Genomic DNA, 22,545 nt, shown 5'->3' on the forward strand with positions numbered 1-22,545 from the left:
AAGTGAATGGGTCTAAAATTACTTACAGTGGCGTTCGATAGCCTGGTCAATCATTTGTACGATACCATCGATTCTTCCCGCATCTTCTACGCTAATATTCTGCATCGGTGCTCTTACCCCGCCGATATTTACGCCTCTTCTTCTAAGTATTTCCTTGATGACGGCATACATTGAACCATCCTGAGAGCAAAGCGCGATAATAATATCGTTAATATCGCTTTGAATCACTGTCGCTTCTGCAAATTTCCCAGCCATTACGAATTCATTGGCTTGTAGAAATAGTTCCGGCATGGATGCATAGGTTCCGCCAATTCCGGCGTCGGCTCCCATAATTCTTCCGGAAACAAATTGCTCGTCTGGGCCGTTAAATACAATCACGTCTTCTCCGCCGACTCTTTTAAATCGTTCGATGTCCATCGTGGGCATCGAGGAGTTTTTAACGCCAATCACTTTCTTGTTCTCTAGCAGCTTGGCAAATAGTGCTGGACTTAACGTATACCCTGTCGTTTGCGGAATGTTATAGATAATAAATGGAAGAGATGTTGCCTCGATAATATCGCTCCAATATTTATAAACCGCACGGTCAGGCAGTTTAAAATAAATCGGCGGAATAGCAGACAACGCATCATATCCTAGTTCAGCTGCATGTTTCGCTAATTCGATACTGTCTCTTGTGGAAGGAGCCCCCACATGGGCAATCAAAGTCATTTTGCCTTTGAGCTGATGGGCAGCATAAGTCAACGTTGCTTTGCGCTCATCGAGATTTTGATAAATACATTCTCCGGAGCTTCCGCCAACATACACCCCTTGAACCCCTTTACCCAACAAGTAGTCGCATAGATCCTTCGTTCGCGTTTCCGAAATGTTGCCTTCGTCGTCATAACAAGCGTATAAGGCCGGCAATATACCATGAAACTTTTCTAATAAAGCCATTTTGCTTCCTCCTTGGTTGTTGACATTTTCTTCGTTTTCGGATGATCATGATTATAGGCGTTGTAAAATATTTTCTATTTTATATTTACAGAGAAGAATATTTTCACCAAGAATCATGACAAAGCATTTGATCCGATGACCTCCCTCATTCGTCACAACTAGTTACGACTGAAAGTATGGAAACCCTTACAACAATTTGTTGTTAGTATTGATTTGGGCTTCTTCTATATTCAAGTTATCATGAATTATTGATTTTGTAAATTATTTTCTCCAAAATATTTTTGTTGGAAATTTCTTTCTAACGAGAATTTGGTGGAATTCCCTTCCCTTTTCCATGGCTTTTCAATTGGGTTTTATAATAACTCAACTTTCGCAGCTTGAAATCGGCAAATAAGCCTTGATGTAACTGGGCAAGCCAGCGATCCATTGCTGTAGTTGTGTTTGAATGAGTGTTGTGATCTTCTTACTGGCTTTCTTGGAGATATCTTCGATTAATTCAATCAGTTGTTTTAAGGCTACAGCCCAATCTAGCTGACCTACTTCATCACATAGCAAATAAAACAAGCCACCAAGCGTACGGTTGTCGGTACTTTGTCGGTGTTGCCACGCTAGCAAAATATACCGTGAAAAAACAATCGTGGTATGGCTGATAAGGAGATCATATGAGCGTCCTTGAAACTCTTTTTGTAGGCGCAGTAAGGATTTGGCACACTTAAAGAAGACTTCGATATCCCAGCGAATGCCGTATATCTGAATCATTTTTTCTTCCGAAATCGTTAGGTCGGTGCATAGAATGGCAAGCCATTCTTTCTTTTTTGAGCGGTGACGCACGAAAACCATCATGACTGGAATCCCTGGAGACAACTCGGTACGGATAGAGCGTAAGATTCCCTTGTTTTTTCCTTGAACAGGGATGGCTTCATAATAAAGTTCTTGCAAAGATAATCGGCGTTCGTCAACAAGATAACGCTTCTTATCCGCTTTGACCATGCCGATCACATCTAGGCCTCGATCAACGATGGCTTGGATTAATGGAGCATGTGTGAACCAACTATCCATTAGCACGTATGAAGCCTGCACACCAGCGGAAAGCGCACGATCAATCATCGATGGAATAATTTCAGGAGCAGGAAGCAAAGCTTCGACCCGACGCTTGTAGCCAGACGTTCTCTTGTCGATCCCTTGCATGATCCCATTTATTTGCGATTTCATCGAAGCTAGCAAGGAGAAGTCAACGGGAATAAACGTATGACCATCCGACCAGCCTAGCGTAAGCATCCGAAATCCTTTATAAAAGGAACCCGTTGCATGATCTTTAAATCGAGAAAGCAGTTCAACCTTCTTGCTACGATTGCGCTCAAACATGGAGTCGTCAACAACAAATGCAGACATGCGATCTTCACCTGTCAGTGGGCGAATTTTATCGATAGTGGAGGAACTAAGCAATGACAGAAATTTGCGCCATGCATAGCCGCTGTGATTCAGGAATCGATAGATCGCATCCTTCCCAGGAAACGTATCACCTTTCTCGCTTTCCAACAGGCGGAACCAGTTTTTGTGGTGAAACAAAAGGACAAAGACAAGCTGGAATAAAAACGAACAGGTATAACCAAATCTCTTTTTAAATCCAGCTGTTCTTAAATGTTGCAATACTTTCAGCTCTTTAAAAGCGGGTTTAATTTCATTTGGAAGTTGATTTTGTAATATGCTTTGCTCTATCATGTAGAGGACACCTCTTCTGTATGGTAGTGATTGATTCGACACTCTCACTTTACCAAATGAAGCGGTGTTTTTCTATTATTGCAACATCCATATTCTAATCAGGGTTTATCTAATCACATCAAGCAAGTAAGCCGATTTTCGCTCTGCGAAAGTTGAGTAATAACATATAATCAATTCACTATAAGGAGATTATGAAGATGACATTTGCGGAAGTAATGGCAAAGTTAGAGGAATTGGGCTCTGAACAAACGAAAAGAACCTTCATTCGCCACGGCGCCAAGGAACCCTTGTTCGGTGTGAAAATCGGGGATTTAAAGAAACTGGTGAAGCAGGTGTCGAAGGATCAAGATTTAGCACTGACGCTCTATGAATCAGGTAACTCTGATGCGATGTATTTAGCAGGCCTATCTGTCCATCCGAAAGCGATGACGAAACAGCAGCTTGAGAAATGGGTCAAACGTGCCAATTGGTACATGCTCGCCGAGTACACGGTCGCAAACGTAGCTGCCGAGAGCTCATTCGCACTTGAGTTGGCCAGGGAATGGATGCGCTCAGCCGATGAAATGACAGCAACCTGCGGTTGGAGCACGTACGCAAATTACATTTCAATCACTCCCGACGAAGAGCTTGACCTGGATGAAATTCACGTTTTGCTGCAGCAGATTGAATCCACAATCCATGGTGAGCAGAACCGAGTACGGTATACGATGAATATGTTCGTCGTAATTACTGGTGCATATGTCATACCTTTACACGACGATGCCATGAAAGTTGCCAAGAATATAGGAAAAGTCCGTGTCGATGTCGGTCAAACCGCCTGCAAGGTTCCCCTAGCACCAGAATATATTCAAAAAATAAAGCAGCGCGGCAAGCTTGGCGTAAAGAAAAAGACATGCATTTGTTAAGGTCGCCGCGCCCCTTGTCACTCTAGAGATTGAGTAATATTTTGGCCACACTAAAATATATAACCAAGCCAGTACCATCGACTAATGTTGTAATAAATGGTCCTGATATTACTGCCGGATCCGCCTTCAGCTTATGCAATATTAGTGGTAATACGGCTGCGACCAAGGACGCCCATATCACGATCATCAAAGCCGTAATACCGACGACTAAGCCCACGTTAAGCTCCACGCCAAGCATCCAAGCACGAAGAAAGGCGATGACAAAAATCGTCGAGCCTGTCATCAGTCCTGTCATCAGTTCCTTCTTAACGACGCGGAACAAATCGCGGAAATGCACCTCCCCTACGGCCAGAGCGCGTACAAGCGTCGATACCGTCTGAGTTCCAGTATTGCCTCCGGTGCCGATGAGCAGCGGAATGAAAAAAGCGAGTGAAATGACTTCGGTCAACGTATCCTCATAATGCCTCAAGACAGTACCCGTATAGGCCTCGGCAACAAATAGTATGAGAAGCCAAAAAATTCTTTTGCGGAACAGGTGGAATACGGAGGTCTTAAAATAAACATCCTCGAGCGGCTGGCTTCCGCCCAACATCTGAATATCCTCCGTCGCCTCCTCCTGCATGACATCAATCAAATCATCCACGGTAACGACGCCGATCAAGCGCTGCTGCCCATCCACCACTGGCAGAGCAACCCAGTCGTAACGAGATAGCAGCTCTGCTGTTTCCTCCTGCCCCATCGTAGCCGGTACGGAAATAGGTTCATCTGCGATTTCCTGCAGCCGGGTATGTGGATTGGCCAGTATGATTTTTCTCAGCGAAACAACTCCCAGCAATTCCCCCTTCATTCCGGTTACATAAATATACGCGGTGATCTCTGCCTCGTGTCCAACTTTGCGTATATGCTCCAGCGTCATTTCCATCGTCCACTGCCCCGGGGCGGCGATATAATCAATGGTTGCCAGGCTCCCCGCTGTTTCTTCCGGAAACGTCATTAATTCCTGAATTCGTTCGCGATAATCTTCCGGCAGCAGATCAAGCAATTTATCCGCCTGATATCGATGAATCGCCAGCATCATATCCGCTACAACATCACTAGGCAGCTCATTAAGAATGTTCGAAGTTAGTTCGACGTTCAAGTGATGCAAAATTTGATATTGAAGCAGTGGCTCCACAAACTCCAATATTTCCGCAGATACGAGCGGAGGCAACAGCTCCATTAGCCTCAATTGCTCCTCCGATTTTAATTTCTCCAAACTTTCTGCCAAATCAATCGGTCTGAAAGCTTCCACAAATGAAAGCATCTGATCTTGATCTGCCGTCAAGATCTTTAGCCGCATTTGATTAAGATCGATCATTTTAACGTACTCCTTTGAACATGTTGTTGATGCTTAATATTCCATTGTAACACGTAAAACAAAGCCGAATAAGAAGTTCAACCTGTTAGGGAATAAGGCCATAGTTTTCATCAAACAATAAAATCATGTCAACAGCCATCATGAAGCAACCTGCTTTTGATTTGATTGCCAGTGAAACCGCTAACAGATACGATAAATATAGGATATATGAACTATATCACATCTTCAGATTCAACAATTTATTAGTGGAGGTCAAAAAATATGGAAACTACAGAAACAGCTAGTTTCAAAGTAGTCGTACAACGGTTCGGGAGATTCCTAAGTGGAATGTTCATGCCGAACATCGGGGCATTTATCGCCTGGGGTCTTATTACCGCATTATTCATCCCGACAGGCTGGTTTCCTAACGAAAGTTTTGCTTCCTTAGTAGATCCAATGATTAAATATTTGCTTCCTTTGCTCATTGGCTATACAGGCGGCAGAATAATTCACGATGTACGGGGCGGCGTCATTGGCGCAATCGTCACGATGGGCGTCATTGTGGGAGCCGAGATTCCAATGTTCCTTGGAGCAATGATCGTCGGACCGCTTAGCGCATGGGTCTTGAAGAAGTTCGATAAATCGGTCGAAGGTAAAATACCTGCCGGCTTTGAAATGCTGATCAACAACTTTTCCCTGGGTATTTTCGGGGGCGGTATGGCTCTCATCGCCTTCAAAGGGATCGGACCGATCGTTCAGTCGATTAGCAACATGCTGGCAGCTGGAGTAGATTTCCTGATCAACACGGGTTTGCTGCCTTTAGCCAACCTGATCATTGAGCCAGCCAAAGTATTGTTCCTGAATAACGCAATCAACCACGGTATTCTTGGACCATTAGCATTAGAGCAAGTTCACACTGCAGGAAAATCCATTATTTACATGCTGGAATCCAATCCAGGACCTGGTCTTGGTATCCTACTGGCTTACTGGCTTTTCGGAAGAGGTTCTGTTAAGCAATCTGCGCCTGGTGCAGTGATCATTCATTTCTTTGGTGGTATTCATGAAATTTATTTCCCTTACATCTTGATGAATCCACGTTTGATCCTTGCAGTGATCGGCGGTGGTATGGCCGGTACATTCACCTTCTCGATCCTTGGCGCCGGACTTGCGGGAGCTCCTTCCCCGGGAAGTATTCTTGCTTACTTGCCTTTGACACCTAAGGGTGGATTTCTTGCCATGTTTAGCGGTGTGTTCGTAGCTGCACTTGTCTCCTTCTTAATCGCTTCTCTCCTGTTAAAAACAAAAAAATCTGCTGGAGATGATGATTTGGAAGCTGCAACAACAAAAGTGAAGGAAATGAAAGCAAGCTCCAAAGGTAATGCTGCTGCTCCTTCCGCTTCCGTTAAGGAAACCATTAAATCGAAGGAAGCAGTTAATAAAATCGTGTTCTCCTGCGATGCCGGTATGGGTTCAAGTGCGATGGGCGCTTCTATACTGCGGAAAAAAGTCAATGCAGCCAGCCTGCCGATTACGGTCATAAATACGGCTATCAATGACATACCTGATGATGCTGATATCGTCATAACTCATAAGACGCTGACAGATCGCGCGCGTCAGAAGAATCCGAATGCAGAGCATATATCCATTGATAATTTCTTGAAAAGCCCCGAATATGATGCGCTCATCGAAAGACTGAGCAAATGATTACATGCTTGGCGCTGACAGTTTTCTGTCGGCGTTAAGCTCATTTCTCTCGTGAAGGATGATGGCATATCGTAATGTCAACCAGACAACGTCGGATCGTAGAGTTGCTGTTCAATCAACAGAATGAAATTACAGCCGCTGATATCGCTGCCGAGATTGGAACAAGTACACGAACCATTCACAGGGAGCTAATTGATATTGAACCTGCCCTAGCGTCTCATGGCATTATTCTTCACAAAAAGTCCGGAATCGGCATCAAAATCGAAGCGGACAATGAGCAAATCGAATTATTCAAGCAGGAGCTTAATTTAACCGTACCGGCGGAATATTCAACCGAGGAGCGCAAGGTGCTGATCCTGTGCATGCTGCTCCAATACGGTGAGCCGGTGAAATTATTTACGCTCGCCCACGAACTGAATGTGACAATGCCTACCATTAGTAACGATTTAGATCAGTTAGAGCAACAAATCAACGACCAGCAGCTAACGCTCATCAGAAAGCGCGGCTATGGAGTTGAATTATCCGGTAATGAGCAGGCAAAGCGGCAAATGATTAGTTTTCTGGCAATCAAATATCTGGATGATTCTGATTTGTTCGAACAGAAGCACGACAAGCTTGACCAAAACGTTGTACATCCGCTGACAAACCAGCTTTTACTGATGGTCGGGAAAGAACAGTTTTTTAAGCTTGAGAGAGCTCTGTGGCAGCTTAACAAGCAATGGCCTACTCGTTTATCCGAAGCGGCTTACACCCGTTTGTTAATCCGGCTGTCTGTAGCTTTTACACGAATTCAGCAAGGCTGCATCATCAACCCAAAATCAGATGTTAAGCATACTACATCAGCAGATCAGACTTCCGGCAAAGACAACAGCCAGCTTGTCCGACTTTTAGAGTTGCTTGATTTACAGCTTCCTCAGGAGGAAGAAGCCTATATTGATAGCTTGCTTAAAGACGAAGGCCAGCATGAGCTAGGACTTTTGATTAACCACAACGACATGTCTCTCATTGAGACCGTAACTGAATTAATCCGCTTTATTGAGAGCAAGACACAAATTTCGTTTATGGATGATCGCTCGTTGGTTGAAGGTTTGATTCAGCATATGCACCCTGCTTTTCAACGAATTTCAAGTGGCCTTGCCATTCGAAATCCGATACTAACCCAGATCAAAAAAGATTACGACCAACTATATTCCCTTGTAAGGCAAGGCGTTGATGAATTTGTTCAAGACATTCATGTTCCTGACGAAGAAGTCGGGTATATCGTCATGCATTTCGGAGCGGCGATTGAGCGCTTAAAGCAAATTCCCTGGAAGGTGCGAGCGGTGCTCGTCTGCACCAGCGGCATCGGATCGTCCAAGCTCCTTGCAGTACGGATCTCCAAGGAATTGCCGCAAATCGAGTTAATCGGTCATCTCTCCTGGTACGAGGCCGTAAGGTTGCCAACGGATGAATATGACTTGATCATTTCTACCGTTAATTTACCGCTGGAATCCGATAAGTATATCAAAATTAGCCCTCTACTCACCGAGGATGAGACCGATAAGCTGAGATCGTTTATTCATGGCATTACTTTAAAAAACATGGAGCCCTCCCCTGTTCATGTCGCGGAATCAGATCCCGGTCCATTAGACCGTCTAAGACAACTCCATATTTACTCGGATATCGTTCTCCGCCTCCTGGATGGTTTCAAAGTTCACACGATGGAACTGGCCTCCGGAGGACCTGACCTAGAAAGCCAGTTATTGCATATGATGTCCTCGATCGACCAGCCTAGCATCTTGCTTAACAAGGAGAAGATTGTAAAACAGCTCCTGATCCGAGAGCAGCAAGGCAGCCTGATCATGCCTGACACGGAAATTGCCTTAATGCACACGCGAAGCGAGTGGGTACAGCAACCGGTTATCTCCCTCTTTCGCTATGATATGCCGTTAAAACTTAATCATGAAGCTGGGGCGGTGAAGCAAATTCTTCTCATGCTAGGCCCGATGCAATTGGAGAAGGCCAGCCTGGAATTGTTGAGCGAAATCAGCGGGATGTTGCTCCTTACCGAAATGATTACCCTACTGGAAGGGGGGAGCAAGGAAGAAATCAGAAGCTTTATCTCCAGACAACTGGAGAAATATATGATCAGAAAATTGGATTGGAGAGATTAAACCATGGCTATTTTATCAAAAGACAAAGTAAGACTGAACGTAAAGGTGCAAGACAAATATGAAGCCATTCGCATGGTCGGCCAAATGTTGGTCGATGCAGGCCACGCTCCGGCAGAATATATCGAGAAAATGATTGAACGCGAGGACTCCCTCTCTACTTATCTCGGTGGCGGTCTGGCGATGCCGCATGGCACGAATGAAGCGAAATCAATGATTAAATCAACGGGAATGGCTATTTTAACCGCTCCAGAAGGCATTGACTTCGGCGGCGATGAACCCGCGCAATTAGTCATTGGTCTTGCTGCAATCCGTGATGATCATATGGAAATTTTGACGAATGTAGCCGTTCTTGTCTCTGACGATGATGAAATGAAACGAATTGTGAATGCCACTTCCGAAGATGAACTCATTGCGATTTTCGAACAGGGGATGAGTGAATGAAGGCCGTACATTTTGGGGCAGGCAATATCGGTCGAGGGTTTATTGGCTTATTGCTCTCGAAATCCGGTTATGAGGTCACTTTTGTCGACGTTAATGACACGTTGGTCGAGCTATTGCGGAACAAGGGCCAATATAAGGTAACCCTGGCCAATGAACAGGCCGATTCGGTCATCGTAGAGAATGTAACCGCCATTGATGGCAAGAATACCGCTCTTGTCGCGGAAGCAATTGCTGATGCGGACATCGTCACAACTGCGGTCGGGGTTTCCGTATTGAAACATATCGCCGGTGCTATTGCCGAAGGGATTGCTCTGAGACTGTCCAATGGCGGGCGTCCTCTTCCTATTATTGCCTGTGAAAATGCCATCGGGGGCAGTACACAGCTCAAGCATCACGTTTATGAGCACCTGTCTGAAGCGATGAAAGTGCAGGCCGACCAGACCGTTGTCTTTCCTGACGCCGCCGTCGATCGGATCGTACCGCTCCAGCAGCATGATGATCCCTTGCTCGTAACGGTTGAGCCTTTCTTTGAATGGACCGTGGACCGCTCAGCGATACGGGGGGATTTCCATAAAATTCATGGCGTCCATTATGTAGATCAGTTGCTTCCTTATATTGAACGCAAGCTTTTCACCGTAAACACTGGACACTGCATTGCTGCCTATCAAGGTTTTCTGAGCGGCTACGAGACGATTCAGCAAGCGATGAAAGACCCTGCAGTTATTGCCGAAGTAAAAGGAGCTTTACTTGAATCCGGGGCGATGCTCGTAAAAACATATTCGTTTGACGAAGCATCTCATCAACAGTACATCGAACAAATTCTGGAACGTTTCATCAATCCTTATTTAACGGATGAAATAATACGTGTTGGACGCTCCCCGATTCGGAAAATTTCTCCGAATGATCGGCTCGTAAAACCTGCATTAATGGCTTATAAACTGGATATACCTGTTCCTCATTTAACAAGAGCCATCGCGGCTGCCCTACTATTCGATGAGGGCAGTGATCCTGAATCGGCCGAACTGCAAACTTATATCCGTGAGCATGGCGTCCATGCAGCCATAGAGAAATTCACAGAGCTTTCAAGCGATCACCCGCTCCATGCCCAAATTTCCACAGAGTACGCGAAGCTTACTGAGCAGCGGTCACAAGCATCTGCTAAATAAACATACAAACTAATCACGCCGATATACTACAGCGCATTAACTAGCCTGGGTATGTCGGCTTCTTTTGTCTTGCAATACCCCGTGAAAATTTCTTAATCTAAGCGATATAAAACTGCTCCGTTTTATTTGATAATTAAGAATATACGTTCCAAGATGTAAGTAATTGGTTTTTTAAGAAGAGGATTATTACATACATTTTTGAAAGAAAAACTAGTCGATGAGCGTGATTTGACTATCTTCTAACTTAGGTGAGATTAATAATATAATTTAGCATACTTAATTTTAAAAATTAAATTTTTTAACCGGAAATTTTTACATGAATCTGTTACAATACAATAGCACTAAAGAAAATAAAAAATAAGGATAGGGATGCGATTTGAAATCTACTGCTACTACACAGCAACAAGATTTACAAAACATCAAGAAACTGCCGATTTTGATCTCACTGATTATCGGTGCTTTTTTCTCCATTCTCAATGAAACGCTGCTTAATATCGCCCTGCCGAAACTCGAAGTCGCATTGGGTGTCTCCGCTTCTACCTTACAATGGCTTGCTACGGGCTACATGCTTGTCGTTGGCGTGCTGATTCCTGTATCGGCGCTGCTGGTACAGTGGTTTACGACTAGGCAGATGTTTCTTGGAGCCATGGTGCTGTTTACAGCGGGTACCCTCCTATGCGGGATTGCCCCTAGCTTTGAGCTCTTGCTAGTGGGCCGCTTACTTCAAGCTAGTGGTGCAGGGTTAATGCTGCCTGTCATGATGAACACGATTCTTGTGCTCTATCCACCGGAAACACGCGGCGCCGCGATGGGTACCATCGGACTTGTGATCATGTTTGCCCCCGCAATTGGCCCGACGCTTTCAGGCTTGATTCTACAGGTTGCGGAGTGGCGCTGGTTATTCTTCCTGGTGCTGCCCTTTGCTGTCATGTCGATCATCGTTTCATTTATTTACTTGAAAAATGTAACCACCATAACTAAACCTAAAGTGGACGTGCTCTCGATTCTACTGTCTACTCTCGGATTTGGAGGAATCGTATTTGGATTTAGCAGTGCAGGCAAAGCAGAAACGACTTGGGCTAGCATGGAGGTTTATCTCCCTTTAGTCGTGGGCGGCGTGTCCATCCTGCTCTTCGTGATTAGACAATTGAAATCAAACGAACCGATGCTTGATTTTCGCGTATTTAAATATCCAATGTTTACATTAACGACCCTGATGCTTATCATCGCAATGATGACAATGTTCTCGACCATGCTTCTGCTCCCATTCCTTATGCAAGGGGTATTCTTGATGACGACATTTGCCGCAGGACTTGTGCTGCTTCCAGGAGGATTGCTCAACGGCCTTGTCTCTCCTCTTACAGGTCGGCTGTTCGATAAGTTCGGCCCGCGCGCGCTCGTCATTCCCGGCAGCACATTACTGCTCATTATTATGTGGCTATTTACGCGAATAAACCTGCAAACGACAACGGCCACCTTGGTGGTCCTGCACATTTTGTTAATGATTGCGATAGCCATGATCATGATGCCCACGCAAACGAATGGCTTGAATCAATTGCCCCAGCGCTTATATCCTCATGGGACGGCTGTATTAAATACGTTGCAGCAAATTTCCGGTGCGATCGGCGTCGCTCTGTTCATCAGTATTATGACGTCGGGACAACAGTCTTATTTCATGACATTAACAGCTGAACCAACCACTGAGCAAATGGCGGAAGGCTTGCTATCAGGCATTCATAGAGCTTTTGTAGTCGGCTTGGGGTTTGCGGTTGTCGCTCTAGTCATCTCGCTGTTCACCAAACGAACAAAAGCTCCTGTTGAACAAATAGTGATGAGCAGCACTACATCCTAAAATCTTAAGATCAACAATAATTAAGGACGCTTTTCAGGCCAGCCGGGCACGGAAGCGTCCTTTTTATAAACTCCATGATCGAGTTGATTGTACGGATGAATGCTTACCAATATCGCATAACTTATACTTTGCAATAAATTCCCCATTCATAAATAAAAACGACCGCCTACCTCTCAGGTAAGCGGTCCCATGCATAATATGATTAAATAGTCCCTAATAGTTCGATCAATTCTTTGCGCTCGCGTACAGCGAGCAATTGATTACGGAATTCGTCGTCCATCAGTTTGCGGGAAAGTGCGACTAGAATTTGCAAATGCTCATTCCCTTGCGATTGCTCCGGCACAGCGATCATAAATACGATTGATACGGGCTGTCCATCGATTGACTCCCAATCGAGCGGTTCCGTTAATTGGGCGAAGGCTAGTGCTGGCGCAGTAACTCCCGCTGATTTGCCGTGAGGAATCGCAACACGGAATCCGATCCCTGTGGAGCTCATTTGCTCTCGGTTCATCACAGCTTCCAGATATGCCGTTTTGTCGGTGACGGCTCCCGACTCAGCCAGGGCGTCAATCATCGCGTGAATGCAATTCTCTTTATTCGCCGCATTTAACGGCATCAATATCGCTTCTTCATTCATTAGTTCAATAATTTTCATCCGTTTCACCCACCCAGTTGCGTATTTACAGGTTTCTTTAAGAAGAATAGCATCAATGCTGTTATCACCGTTCCAATCGCAATGGCTAGTGCATACAAGCCAACTTGTGTTACTGCATTTGGAATTGCCAGTACGAAAATCCCACCATGCGGCGCTTGCAGTGTTGCCCCGAACAACATAGATAGGGCTCCGGTAGCCGCAGAACCAACCATGATAGACGGAATGACGCGAAACGGATCGCTGGCTGCAAATGGAATCGCTCCCTCAGTAATAAAGGAAATCCCTAGAACAGCGGCTGACTTGCCGGCATTTCTCTCCTCCAACGTGAATTTCTTCGGAGCAATCATGGTAGCGAGCCACAAGCCTAGCGGAGGGGTCATGCCTGCAGCCATCACCGCCGCCATCGGACCGTAAACACTGCTCGCCAGAAGGCCTACCGCAAACGTATATGCAGCTTTATTAACCGGACCTCCCATATCAAAAGCCATCATCGCCCCTAGAAGTAAGCCCAGTAGCACTGCATTCGTCGAACCGATCGTATTCAGCCAGTTCGTCAAGCTATCCATCGTGAATTTTACCGGCTCGCCGATAACGTAAATCATAAGCAGTCCCGTAATGCCAGTAGCCAGCAGCGGAATAATCAAGATCGGCTTTAGTCCCTCCAAATTCCGCGGCAGCTTAATAATATCTTTAAGCCATTTCGCAACGTAACCAGCGAGGAAACCCGCTGCGATCCCGCCGATAAATCCGGCGCCTACCTGCGAAGCCAGCATTCCACCGACGAGCCCAGGTGCAAGACCCGGCTTTTCCGCAATGGAAAATGCGATGTATCCGGCAAGAATCGGAATCATTAACGCAAAGGCTGCCCCACCGCCGATATCCATCAATGCTGCTGCCAACGACCCCTTCTCGCTAGCTGCATCGATCCCAAATATAAATGAAATCGCTATCAATAATCCTCCGGCGACTACCAGCGGTAGCATGGCCGATACCCCTGTCATCAGATGCTTATAGGGGCCTTTGCGCGACGCCCCACGATCTGATTTCGCCTGGCTAATTTGCTGCAAATAATTTTCTGGAGCGGCAGCCTCCATCGCGAGCGCCTGATCGAGCAATCCGGCGGGATCTTTCAATGCCTGAGCAACACCTACCTTCACCACTGGTTTGCCTGCAAAGCGGGATTCAAGGACATCGGTATCTGCCGCAAGGATCACCGCATGAGCCTCCGCTATATCCTGCTCGGTTAATTCATTTTCGACTCCAATGGCTCCCCGAGTTTCGACTTTAAGCTCAATGTTCTTCTCCCTGGCGGCTTTTGCCAGCGATTCTGCAGCCATATACGTATGAGCGACACCGGTTGGACATGCAGTAACAGCTATCAGTTTAGTCATAGACTTTTCCTCCTCATCATAATCTTTGAAGTTTTACTCGTTCAAGTGACTCCTCTACTTGATCAAGCGTACAGACGTCTGTGCCAGATTTGGAAGCTGTAATCGTTCCTGCCGCTGAAGTCCAGCGGGCAATTTCTCCAGCGGTTTTTTGATGCAACAAGCAATAAGCCATTGCTGCTACCATTGAATCTCCCGCACCAACTGTGCTTAAAGGTGTGATTGGGAATGGCGTAGCGCGGTAAACCTCCTGCTCATTCACGAGAATTGAGCCCTTACTTCCCATGGACACCAGCACGTAAGATATCCCTTTGTTTACCAACCTCCTAGCTGCGGCAATAATTTGTTCCTCTGACTCGAACTTCGTTTCATATAATGCTTCAAGCTCATGAATATTCGGCTTGAGAGCAAACGGCACAGCTTCTATGCCTAAAGCAAGAGCTTCGCCGTCCGCATCAAGAATCGTTCGCACCCCCTTGCGATTTGCTATATCGATCAGACGACGGTAATAATCCATTGGCGTTCCTGGTGGCAGGCTGCCTCCCAGAACGACGATAGAAGCTTCATCCAGTTCGGCTTCATAACGGGCAAGAAACTGCTCCAGAAGCTCTTTACTAGGTATACAACCTGCTTCGTTAAGCTCGGTCGTTTGCTTCGATTGCTCGTCAACCACCTTCAGATTCGTACGGGTCTCGCCTTCCGCCTCAATGAACCGGGATTGAATTCCCTTCTGCTGAAGCTTGTCTAAGAGAACCTTCCCTTGGTGTCCTGCTTGAATACCACAAGCGACGACGGAAACCGAGAAGCTATGTAAAACTTTTGCGACATTGATGCCCTTGCCCCCGGCATCTATTCGCATCGTCTTGATCCGATTTAGTTCACCTGCCGTGAAACGTTCTACTGTCACGGTCTTATCTACAGCTGGATTTAAGGTTACTGTATACACTGTCTTCATCATGATGCTCTCCCCGCTATTGTCACTTTTATTCCTTCCGCTTCCATATCAGATATCGAATCTGCTGTTATCCCCTGGTCCACGATACAATGATGAATTTCAGATAAATCAGCCACTTTAGCAAAAGAGACCTGCCCGAACTTGCTGTGATCAGCCATTAGAATAATTTGCTTTGAAGCATGGATCATGCAGCGTTTTGTTTCTGCTTCGGTCAAATTTGGTGTAGTTAATCCGGCCGTTGAATCCACCCCGTTGATAGCCAAGAACAACTTATCCACTCGAATAGCACCGATGGAACGGTTCGCTAAAGGTCCTACCATGGCCTGGGTGTCGTGGCGCAGAGATCCACCGGTTAGCAAAAGTTGGATCTGCTTTGCCTGCTTCAATTCCTTCGCGACCATATTAGAATTCGTGACCACGGTGAGCTCCTGAATATCCTTTAGAAGCTTAGCCAAATAATACGTCGTTGTTCCCGAGTCGAGAAATATTGTATCCCCTGCTTCAATGAAAGATAACGCACAGCGAGCGATCTCTTCTTTCTGAACACGATAGCGATCCTCCTTCTCCATGAAGGTCGGCTCCGCACTGTCTTGTTCAATGGCCACAGCCCCCCCGTGCGTTCTACGCAGCTGTTTGGACTCTTCCAGGTCTCTTAAATCCCGACGCACTGTCGATTCTGATACTTGAAATTGTTCAGCCAGCTCGGGAACGAGCGCCCTCCCCTTGCTCTGCACATATTGAGCCATCTCTCGTTTACGCTCTTCTTCAAAAAGCATCATTGCTCTACCTCATTTCTAGTCATCATATTTTCTTTATTATATCTTATTCGCGCTCGAATATGATCGTTTATTATTAATTATGATTATATATGATCGTTTTAGAAATGTAAAGCGTTTACATAGTATTTTTTTTAATAAATCAATCCTGATTGAGCGCAAACGATCAATTTCAATCATCAGCAATATAAAAAACTCTGGCTACCTGAAATGGGCTAACCAGAGGATAACAACCCTGTATAGGACTAGAATATGCATTTTATCCATGATTACTCTCAGTCTTCAGACCCTCCTCATCCGGGTGACGGAGTATTTTTTATCGATAAAAATTTCACTCAAAATGCTGCTCCTAATGCAACCTTTTTTCAAATTTCTCGTCCAATTAATCACATCATATTTTTAAATACAAACCAAAAGGAGATCAACATGAACAGATTTACAATGATCAATCGTGCCTCCATCAAAATCGCAGTCATCGGGCTGGCAGCAATAATAACGATGACCTCTCTCCTGTACACTGATTCTTCATCAACTGCGGCCGCAGCCAAACAACAATCTAATATTAAGCTGCTCTTTAACGATCAGGAGTATTCATTTTCTTCCACACCTATAATATACAAAAATTCGCTCTACCTGCCTTTGCGCGATTTAGGTGAGCTATTGGGGAGCGTAGTGGTCTGGAACGCTGAAAATAAGACCGTAACAATGACGTATCCTAATCAAGTTGTGGTCACTAAACTAAACGCTCTAGACGCAACCGTAAACGGAAAAGCAGTTCAGCTTGACTCCCCTGCCATCGTTCGTGATGGACGCACATTCGTCCCGATTCGTTTCTTCTCGGAAGCTATTGGTGCTAGCGTTGATTGGCAGCCTGCTAACAGAACTGTGTCCTTATCCAAGACACCTACTTTTGCCAAGGGAATCGGTGTAAATATGAGCATTTGGCTAAACAAAGCAACAGGTGATGTATTTTTCGCCTATCCCTATGATGCTGAGCCAGTTAAGCTTGGACAATTAGAAGCCAATATCCAAGGATTTTTAAATATCAGTGCCTACAATCTGCCGGGTGAGCAGCAAAGCTTTATCCTTAAGATAGAAGATGTTTATGGCGAACCAAGTATCCATACCACCGTATATACCGCCTTTGTGAAAAACAATCAAATTCTTAAACAAAGCAAAGCCAATTACTTTAAGCGTTATGAGCAAAATACGCTCATAGACCATGAAGGCAATCCCATCCTAACCGACGGGAAGCTGCTCACAATCATCAATACCGAGGGTCAAATCATTAAGGAATACGATCTACCTAAGTTGAGCGGTAAAGACGAGATCCATTCCGTTCAGGCCGTAAGCTCTTCGTACTTGCTTATCCGTCCCAACTTATCTGGACATTTAACGCTCATCAACCTAAAGGACAATTCGATGACTTTGCTCTATCAACAGTTTTTGAGCAGTGAAGAGCAAGAATTTGCCGAAATGAACGATGTCCCCTATTTTGGTGATGATCTCGCCTTCTTAGGTGAGACGGAAGATGGGGAATTAAAATTTGAAAACCGCAGTCCATTTTATAGCGAGGGTAAAAAGTATGTTCACAAGTTGAATGAAGTGAAATAATTTTATAAATTTAGACAGCCCAGGAATGCTGTAAGCCCGGCAGCTATACGTTAGAAGCGCTACTGTCGCTCTGCCGAACAGCAGATTTACCCGAACCGCTACCTGCGGTTCGGGTAAATGGCCCCCAAGAGGCGCTGCGCTTGCCGGTTTAGGAATACACTCACTTCAGCTATGGAGGCTCGTTTCTACGTAGAGAATGGAGCACTAGTACGGCTTGAAGCCGATGGAATTCAAGGCAGCAACGTTATTTCCTGCTGCGTGCGCTCGGGAGACCCTCTGCCTCCCCATGCTAAATATTTTCTGGAGCAGCTACCTAATTATCCGAGCATCGCCGCTTGTCGCTTGTAATGATCCTCAAGCACGAGGCAAGCCATCGCTTCAACCACCGGAATAATCCGTGGGCAGATAGATGGATCATGTCTGCCTTCCGTTATGATTTGCTGCTCCTCACCATGAATATTCATCGTTTGCTGAGGTACTGAAATTGAGGAGGTCGGTTTAACAACTATGCGGAACACAATTTCATTTCCCGTGCTAATTCCACCTAAAATACCGCCCGCATTGTTGCTCACAAATCCCGAAGCGTTCATTTCATCGTTATGCTCGCTTCCCAGCATGCCCGCTGCGGCAAAGCCTGCGCCAAATTCGATCCCTTTGACAGCTCCGATTGATAGCATTGCCTTGGCAAGCTCCGCATCAAGCTTATCGAATACAGGCTCTCCAAGTCCCGCCTTTACACCGCGAATTCGGCACTCTACAATGCCGCCGCAGCTGTCTCCCGCGGCTGCGAGCTGCTCTACCCGCTCAATCATCCGCACTGCGGCATCCGGGTCGCAGGCTCGGACTGCATTCTGCTCAATGACCTCTTCGTTGTATGTTTCACAGCGAATTCCGCCAAGCTCCTTCGTATAAGCCACCACTTGAACGCCGCGGTGCTCCAGCAACTTGCGGGCGACAGCACCTGCCGCCACTCTTCCCGCCGTCTCTCGGCCAGAAGCTCTACCGCTGCCGCGGTGATCACGAATCCCGTATTTTTGCAAATAGGTGTAATCGGCATGTCCCGGACGAAAGGCATTTTGAATATCGCTGTATGCCTCTGGACGCATATCTTTATTCTCCAGCATAATAAAGAGCGGCGTACCGGTAGTTTTGCCTTCAAACATTCCCGATTTGATGCTAATTACGTCATACTCCTTACGCGGTGTAGTGACGGATGATTGTCCTGGTTTGCGACGATCCATTTGTTTCTGTATATAAGCTTCAGTAAGCTCCACTCCCGGAGTTACACCATCGACAATAACGCCGACAGCCTGGCCATGTGATTCTCCGAACGTTGTAATTTTGAACACTTCTCCAAATGTATTACCTGCCATATCGTTCTCCTCCTCATACTATCCCTTCTGCCAGCTTCTCCTCTTCCGCAAAGTTGACAGCTTCTTATATCCCTTATTATAATTTGCTCAGTGATATAAATGAAATTTAAAATTATGCATAGTGGTATAGATAGTATTTATGCCAATTGATTGGTTAAAGATATCCAACTTTCGATGACAATTGATAACATAGGAATAGCAGGTGAATCAATGGCTCCAATTTATCCAATGAATCAGGTTAATGTTGAATTGTATCGTATTTTTCTACACACCGCACGCCTTGGCAATTTGACTAAGGCCGCCCAACAATTGCATATCACCCAGCCATCCGTAAGCTATGCGATTAAGCAGCTGGAATCACGTCTTGAGGTCAAATTGTTCGATCGCCTTTCCAAAGGGGTACAATTGACGCCGGAAGGCAGCGCATTGCTTGAGTATGTTGAACAATCCTTCGCCTTACTCCAAGCCGGAGAACAGAAAATCGCGAATCTCAAAAAATTATCGAGCGGGGAGCTTCGTGTCGGGGCTAGCGGCCCAATGTTCAAGCATTTGCTCCTACCGGCGCTCGATCACTTTCACGTCCGTTATCCCGATGTCAGAATTCGTCTGTCCCAGGCTAAAAGCAGCGATATCCAGCATCAGCTTATTGAAGGACAAATCGACATCGGCCTCGTCCATCTCCCACTGAACGACGAGAGGCTTGCTTCGAACCATCTTATTTCGCAACAGCAGATTTTTGTCGTAGGGTCAGCTTATCGTCATTTTTCCAAGAAAAAGATTTCTGCAAATGAACTGAACAATATTCCTTTGCTCTTATTTTCCAAAGATAGTAGTACGCGGGATTTTGTCGAGAAGTGGCTCCTTTCTCTTGGCATTGAGGCTCAGGTCGACATCGAACTCGGCAGCCTCGACTTACTGATCGAGTTCGCCAAACGGGGATACGGTGCCGCCTTCGTCGCCCGCGCCTTCGCCGAACAGGAATTGCAGGATGGCACATTGTTTGAACTGCAGATTATCGAATCGATCCCATTGCGCTCCATCTCCGTTGCAACCCGCCGGGACATGTCGTTGTCAATTAGCGCCCAGCAGTTTATGGAAGTATTGATCGATTCCTTGAAATCTTCCATTTAACCATGTTTGTAATGCACCGCAAAGGGTAACTATAAATAAGGACAGGATCAATTTTGCTTACTAAAGGAGGCTTCTATAATGGGGCAACAATCCGAAGATCAAATCCGCAACAAACTTAACGAGAAAGACGATTCATTAGCGGAGAAGAAAAAAATTGAAAGCGGCGTGGACATAGAACCACAAGCCGAAGAATGGGTTGCTAAACCCGTTGCATTTGTCGAAGAGGACAAAACCGATCATAATTAAGCAGCACATCGGCACCCAAGGAAATAGATAGGCATAATCCTATTGCTTCTCTGCTTCCTTGGGTGTTTTTTTGGCTTATTGCTCGCCGGCCACCTTGCCAGCATTCTTCCCAATGGCAAATCCCAAAGTATTCTCGGTTTTTAATTGAGCCGAGAGTAAAGCGCAAATCATGATGACCATCGCCGATACCCCGTGTGCACCAAACAGTGTGATGGAATCCATCAAAAAACCCGCTGATGCTGAGCCGATTAAGATGCCCGCGGTCATCAAAGGCTCCCGGTGATATTCCGCCATTCTTCCTCCCATTCCAGCATCGAGCTTTCCAACAACTGAACTCAAAAGCTGCTCCTTACTCTTATAGTGATAATAAATGCTCCCTTTACTTACCCCGGACAGTGTCCGAATATCTTCCATCGACGTAAAAATTGCCAACCGCCTCTTATCAACATAACAAAGCGGTTGGCTGTTTCCATTAATACACGTCAACGGCCACAGTGACTTCAAGACCATTGTAGGAAGCCGTTAACGTTGTTCGTCCCTTGTTCACCCCGATCATATTCCCATCTGAATCTACCGTAACAATCGATGAGTTGGCTGAGATTAGGACACTGTCAGTGGTAACGACCGTACTCTGTTCTCCGCTATTGTAGATCACTGCAACTTCTAACGTCTGACCGACAGAAAGGCGATACTCGTTGGAATCCAATAGAAGCGAAGCTTGAGGCGAACTACCATTAACGTATACGATTGAACTTGCCGTTAACCCGGATAGCTCGGCTGTTATCGTCACCTCTCCAAGCTGCAAACCAGTGATGTTCCCCGCTGCATCGATGGACACTACGGAGGGATCGGAAGAGGCATACATTACTTGTCCGCTCACATTTCGCAGATCGCTTTGACCATAGACCGCCGTCACTACAGTATCCAATCTCTGACCGACACTAAGATTATAGCTGTCCGAATCAAACATAATGGATTGGACTTGATCAGATACGCTAGGAGCAGAGAGTTTGATCATTCTCCCATAATCCGCAAGCAATATAACGCCATTATCCTCCAATAGAATAACACGGCTAATGCGATCCCAGTCCGTCTTAATCCATTGTATTGCTCCTTCCGAATTCACCTTAAGCACTCCCTTAAGCGTACCTATCAAATAGCCCCCATCACGGGTTTGTTCAGCTGAAATTACCTTGCCGTGCATGCCCAGATTACGTGTCCAGAGCGTCTCCCCAGCGGTGTCTATATAAGTTAGAATCGTATCCGTGTGATAATCGGAGGAGACGATCATGTAGTGACCGCCCTGAGTCTGAGCAACTACGGAAGGCTTAAGGTTATTCAAAAATTTATTCCACAGAATTTCACCTGATTCACTGATTCTCCAAAGCTCTAATTTCTCACGCTTACTGGCTGCCACAAAGTATTCATTCTCAGGCGTGCGTTCAATAGATAACTTATCCATGCTCCACAATTCAGAGAATGTTCCATATTTCAAGGTCTCTTCCCAAATCGTACTGCCGTCCGGATTCAGCTTGCCGACAGCAATAGACATCGGTTCCTCGGTGTTGACAATCGTATAAATATAGCTGCCATCAACGTCTTCCTTGAGTTCATATAAATCCGCATATCCTATGTCTCTCGTAAATTCCCTGCTCCACTCAAGCTCTCCTGCCGCATTAACCTTGGCCACAAAAGGAACGAAATCAAAATAGAACAGCTCCGGAAACTCCCCGATAAGTAGAAAACCACCATCTCGAGTCGGACTTGCCGACTTGATGGTCACTCGTTTCCCATTATCTGCTGTGAGATAAAATAGATGAGTCTGCTCTAAATAACCTGCCGGATCGGCTTTAGATATATGAATGACATCTCTAGTGGTAACTCCAGCCAAATGATACCCGCCGCTTCCGCTGCCTTGAACATGATGAACCTTCATAAAAGTATCGTATTTCTGCTCCCATTCTACAATAGGAGCTTCGATAGACTTAGAAGACGCTGTTAATATCGGCGGAGAAATAATGGTTAGAACTGCAATAAGCCAAATGATCAAGATTGTTCGAGTTCGATGAGCGGATGCGGTTTTCATAGACTCTCCTCCCGAATTAGGATAACCACCTCGGCTATGATGAAACAGGTGGTTATGACTAAAAGCATATGATCACTACACGTCAACAATGGCTATGGTCTCAAATTTG

19 protein-coding genes are annotated in these 22,545 nt (G+C 45.7%); 9 read left to right on the forward strand and 10 right to left on the reverse strand.

Annotated features, from left to right (window positions below; all coding sequences use genetic code 11):
* Positions 1–18 precede the first annotated feature (18 nt).
* Together EIM92_RS16820 and EIM92_RS16825 are read right to left on the reverse strand one after the other, a co-directional pair.
* Positions 19–933 (reverse strand): dihydrodipicolinate synthase family protein, encoded by a 915-nt coding sequence (locus EIM92_RS16820; protein WP_125083629.1) that lies wholly within the window; start codon positions 931–933, stop codon positions 19–21.
* Between the two features lie 363 nt (positions 934–1,296).
* Positions 1,297–2,655 (reverse strand): IS4 family transposase, encoded by a 1,359-nt coding sequence (locus EIM92_RS16825; protein ID WP_125081064.1) that lies wholly within the window; start codon positions 2,653–2,655, stop codon positions 1,297–1,299.
* A gap of 197 nt (positions 2,656–2,852) precedes the next feature.
* Here EIM92_RS16825 and EIM92_RS16830 point away from each other — a divergent pair, with 197 nt between their 5' ends.
* Positions 2,853–3,560: a DNA alkylation repair protein gene (locus tag EIM92_RS16830; RefSeq protein ID WP_125083630.1), complete on the forward strand. Its 708-nt coding sequence runs from the start codon at positions 2,853–2,855 to the stop codon at positions 3,558–3,560.
* Positions 3,561–3,582: 22 nt separating this feature from the next.
* Here EIM92_RS16830 and mgtE read toward each other — a convergent pair whose 3' ends face one another.
* Positions 3,583–4,917: a magnesium transporter gene (gene mgtE, locus EIM92_RS16835; RefSeq protein ID WP_125083631.1), complete on the reverse strand. Its 1,335-nt coding sequence runs from the start codon at positions 4,915–4,917 to the stop codon at positions 3,583–3,585.
* Positions 4,918–5,178: 261 nt separating this feature from the next.
* Here mgtE and EIM92_RS16840 point away from each other — a divergent pair, with 261 nt between their 5' ends.
* The 5 genes from EIM92_RS16840 to EIM92_RS16860 all read left to right on the forward strand — a co-directional run bounded on the left by EIM92_RS16840 (position 5,179) and on the right by EIM92_RS16860 (position 12,212).
* Positions 5,179–6,600 carry a PTS mannitol transporter subunit IIBC gene (locus EIM92_RS16840; RefSeq protein ID WP_125083632.1) on the forward strand — a complete coding sequence of 474 codons (1,422 nt, stop codon included), beginning with the start codon at positions 5,179–5,181 and terminating at the stop codon, positions 6,598–6,600.
* A gap of 74 nt (positions 6,601–6,674) precedes the next feature.
* Positions 6,675–8,753: a BglG family transcription antiterminator gene (locus EIM92_RS16845; RefSeq protein ID WP_125083633.1), complete on the forward strand. Its 2,079-nt coding sequence runs from the start codon at positions 6,675–6,677 to the stop codon at positions 8,751–8,753.
* Between the two features lie 3 nt (positions 8,754–8,756).
* Positions 8,757–9,194: a PTS mannitol transporter subunit IIA gene (locus EIM92_RS16850; protein WP_125083634.1), complete on the forward strand. Its 438-nt coding sequence runs from the start codon at positions 8,757–8,759 to the stop codon at positions 9,192–9,194.
* Positions 9,191–10,360 (forward strand): mannitol-1-phosphate 5-dehydrogenase, encoded by a 1,170-nt coding sequence (locus EIM92_RS16855; RefSeq protein ID WP_125083635.1) that lies wholly within the window; start codon positions 9,191–9,193, stop codon positions 10,358–10,360. Before EIM92_RS16850 ends, EIM92_RS16855 begins: the two co-directional genes overlap by 4 nt.
* A 376-nt stretch (positions 10,361–10,736) precedes the next feature.
* On the forward strand, positions 10,737–12,212 hold the full coding sequence (locus EIM92_RS16860) for a DHA2 family efflux MFS transporter permease subunit (protein WP_125083636.1): 1,476 nt from the start codon (positions 10,737–10,739) through the stop codon (positions 12,210–12,212).
* Positions 12,213–12,414: 202 nt separating this feature from the next.
* On the opposite strand, the gene EIM92_RS16865 is transcribed toward EIM92_RS16860, so the two are convergent.
* The 4 genes from EIM92_RS16865 to EIM92_RS16880 are packed head-to-tail and all read right to left on the reverse strand — an operon-like array spanning position 12,415 to position 15,989.
* Positions 12,415–12,867, reverse strand: coding sequence for a PTS sugar transporter subunit IIA (locus tag EIM92_RS16865; RefSeq protein ID WP_125083637.1), 453 nt, complete (start codon positions 12,865–12,867; stop codon positions 12,415–12,417).
* A gap of 5 nt (positions 12,868–12,872) precedes the next feature.
* Complete coding sequence (locus tag EIM92_RS16870; RefSeq protein ID WP_125083638.1) at positions 12,873–14,258, reverse strand: PTS fructose transporter subunit IIC; 1,386 nt, start codon at positions 14,256–14,258, stop codon at positions 12,873–12,875.
* A 16-nt stretch (positions 14,259–14,274) separates the two neighbouring features.
* Positions 14,275–15,213 (reverse strand): 1-phosphofructokinase, encoded by a 939-nt coding sequence (gene pfkB, locus EIM92_RS16875; RefSeq protein ID WP_125083639.1) that lies wholly within the window; start codon positions 15,211–15,213, stop codon positions 14,275–14,277.
* Complete coding sequence (locus EIM92_RS16880) at positions 15,210–15,989, reverse strand: DeoR/GlpR family DNA-binding transcription regulator (RefSeq protein ID WP_246021028.1); 780 nt, start codon at positions 15,987–15,989, stop codon at positions 15,210–15,212. Before EIM92_RS16880 ends, pfkB begins: the two co-directional genes overlap by 4 nt.
* A gap of 249 nt (positions 15,990–16,238) precedes the next feature.
* Between EIM92_RS16880 and EIM92_RS16885 the strand changes: the two genes are divergently transcribed.
* Positions 16,239–17,600 carry a stalk domain-containing protein gene (locus tag EIM92_RS16885; protein WP_125083640.1) on the forward strand — a complete coding sequence of 454 codons (1,362 nt, stop codon included), beginning with the start codon at positions 16,239–16,241 and terminating at the stop codon, positions 17,598–17,600.
* Positions 17,601–17,917: 317 nt separating this feature from the next.
* On the opposite strand, the gene aroC is transcribed toward EIM92_RS16885, so the two are convergent.
* Positions 17,918–18,973, reverse strand: coding sequence for a chorismate synthase (gene aroC / locus EIM92_RS16895; protein WP_125083642.1), 1,056 nt, complete (start codon positions 18,971–18,973; stop codon positions 17,918–17,920).
* Between the two features lie 210 nt (positions 18,974–19,183).
* On the opposite strand from aroC, the gene EIM92_RS16900 reads away from it, so the two are divergent.
* Both EIM92_RS16900 and EIM92_RS23755 read left to right on the forward strand, forming a co-directional pair.
* Complete coding sequence (locus tag EIM92_RS16900) at positions 19,184–20,104, forward strand: LysR family transcriptional regulator (RefSeq protein ID WP_125083643.1); 921 nt, start codon at positions 19,184–19,186, stop codon at positions 20,102–20,104.
* 78 nt (positions 20,105–20,182) lie between these two features.
* Entirely contained in the window at positions 20,183–20,350 is a 168-nt protein-coding gene (locus EIM92_RS23755) for a hypothetical protein (RefSeq protein ID WP_164515134.1), read from the forward strand.
* 75 nt (positions 20,351–20,425) lie between these two features.
* On the opposite strand, the gene EIM92_RS24295 is transcribed toward EIM92_RS23755, so the two are convergent.
* Complete coding sequence (locus EIM92_RS24295; RefSeq protein ID WP_246021029.1) at positions 20,426–20,782, reverse strand: TetR/AcrR family transcriptional regulator; 357 nt, start codon at positions 20,780–20,782, stop codon at positions 20,426–20,428.
* Positions 20,783–20,822: 40 nt separating this feature from the next.
* Positions 20,823–22,436 (reverse strand): Ig-like domain-containing protein, encoded by a 1,614-nt coding sequence (locus tag EIM92_RS16915; RefSeq protein WP_125083645.1) that lies wholly within the window; start codon positions 22,434–22,436, stop codon positions 20,823–20,825.
* Positions 22,437–22,545 lie beyond the last annotated feature (109 nt).

Origin of the sequence: Paenibacillus lentus (assembly GCF_003931855.1) — a bacterium.
GTDB classification, from domain to species: Bacteria; Bacillota; Bacilli; order Paenibacillales; family Paenibacillaceae; genus Fontibacillus; species Fontibacillus lentus.

What these genes read in the sequence shown, in the direction of transcription:
- EIM92_RS16820 (WP_125083629.1), bottom strand. Translation starts at nt 933, where the DNA reads ATGGCTTTATTAGAAAAGTTTCATGGTATATTGCCGGCCTTATACGCT.
- EIM92_RS16825 (WP_125081064.1), bottom strand. Translation starts at nt 2,655, where the DNA reads ATGATAGAGCAAAGCATATTACAAAATCAACTTCCAAATGAAATTAAA.
- EIM92_RS16830 (WP_125083630.1), top strand. Translation starts at nt 2,853, where the DNA reads ATGACATTTGCGGAAGTAATGGCAAAGTTAGAGGAATTGGGCTCTGAA.
- mgtE (WP_125083631.1), bottom strand. Translation starts at nt 4,917, where the DNA reads ATGATCGATCTTAATCAAATGCGGCTAAAGATCTTGACGGCAGATCAA.
- EIM92_RS16840 (WP_125083632.1), top strand. Translation starts at nt 5,179, where the DNA reads ATGGAAACTACAGAAACAGCTAGTTTCAAAGTAGTCGTACAACGGTTC.
- EIM92_RS16845 (WP_125083633.1), top strand. Translation starts at nt 6,675, where the DNA reads ATGTCAACCAGACAACGTCGGATCGTAGAGTTGCTGTTCAATCAACAG.
- EIM92_RS16850 (WP_125083634.1), top strand. Translation starts at nt 8,757, where the DNA reads ATGGCTATTTTATCAAAAGACAAAGTAAGACTGAACGTAAAGGTGCAA.
- EIM92_RS16855 (WP_125083635.1), top strand. Translation starts at nt 9,191, where the DNA reads ATGAAGGCCGTACATTTTGGGGCAGGCAATATCGGTCGAGGGTTTATT.
- EIM92_RS16865 (WP_125083637.1), bottom strand. Translation starts at nt 12,867, where the DNA reads ATGAAAATTATTGAACTAATGAATGAAGAAGCGATATTGATGCCGTTA.
- EIM92_RS16870 (WP_125083638.1), bottom strand. Translation starts at nt 14,258, where the DNA reads ATGACTAAACTGATAGCTGTTACTGCATGTCCAACCGGTGTCGCTCAT.
- pfkB (WP_125083639.1), bottom strand. Translation starts at nt 15,213, where the DNA reads ATGATGAAGACAGTGTATACAGTAACCTTAAATCCAGCTGTAGATAAG.
- EIM92_RS16880 (WP_246021028.1), bottom strand. Translation starts at nt 15,989, where the DNA reads ATGATGCTTTTTGAAGAAGAGCGTAAACGAGAGATGGCTCAATATGTG.
- EIM92_RS16885 (WP_125083640.1), top strand. Translation starts at nt 16,239, where the DNA reads ATGCATTTTATCCATGATTACTCTCAGTCTTCAGACCCTCCTCATCCG.
- aroC (WP_125083642.1), bottom strand. Translation starts at nt 18,973, where the DNA reads ATGGCAGGTAATACATTTGGAGAAGTGTTCAAAATTACAACGTTCGGA.
- EIM92_RS16900 (WP_125083643.1), top strand. Translation starts at nt 19,184, where the DNA reads ATGGCTCCAATTTATCCAATGAATCAGGTTAATGTTGAATTGTATCGT.
- EIM92_RS23755 (WP_164515134.1), top strand. Translation starts at nt 20,183, where the DNA reads ATGGGGCAACAATCCGAAGATCAAATCCGCAACAAACTTAACGAGAAA.
- EIM92_RS16915 (WP_125083645.1), bottom strand. Translation starts at nt 22,436, where the DNA reads ATGAAAACCGCATCCGCTCATCGAACTCGAACAATCTTGATCATTTGG.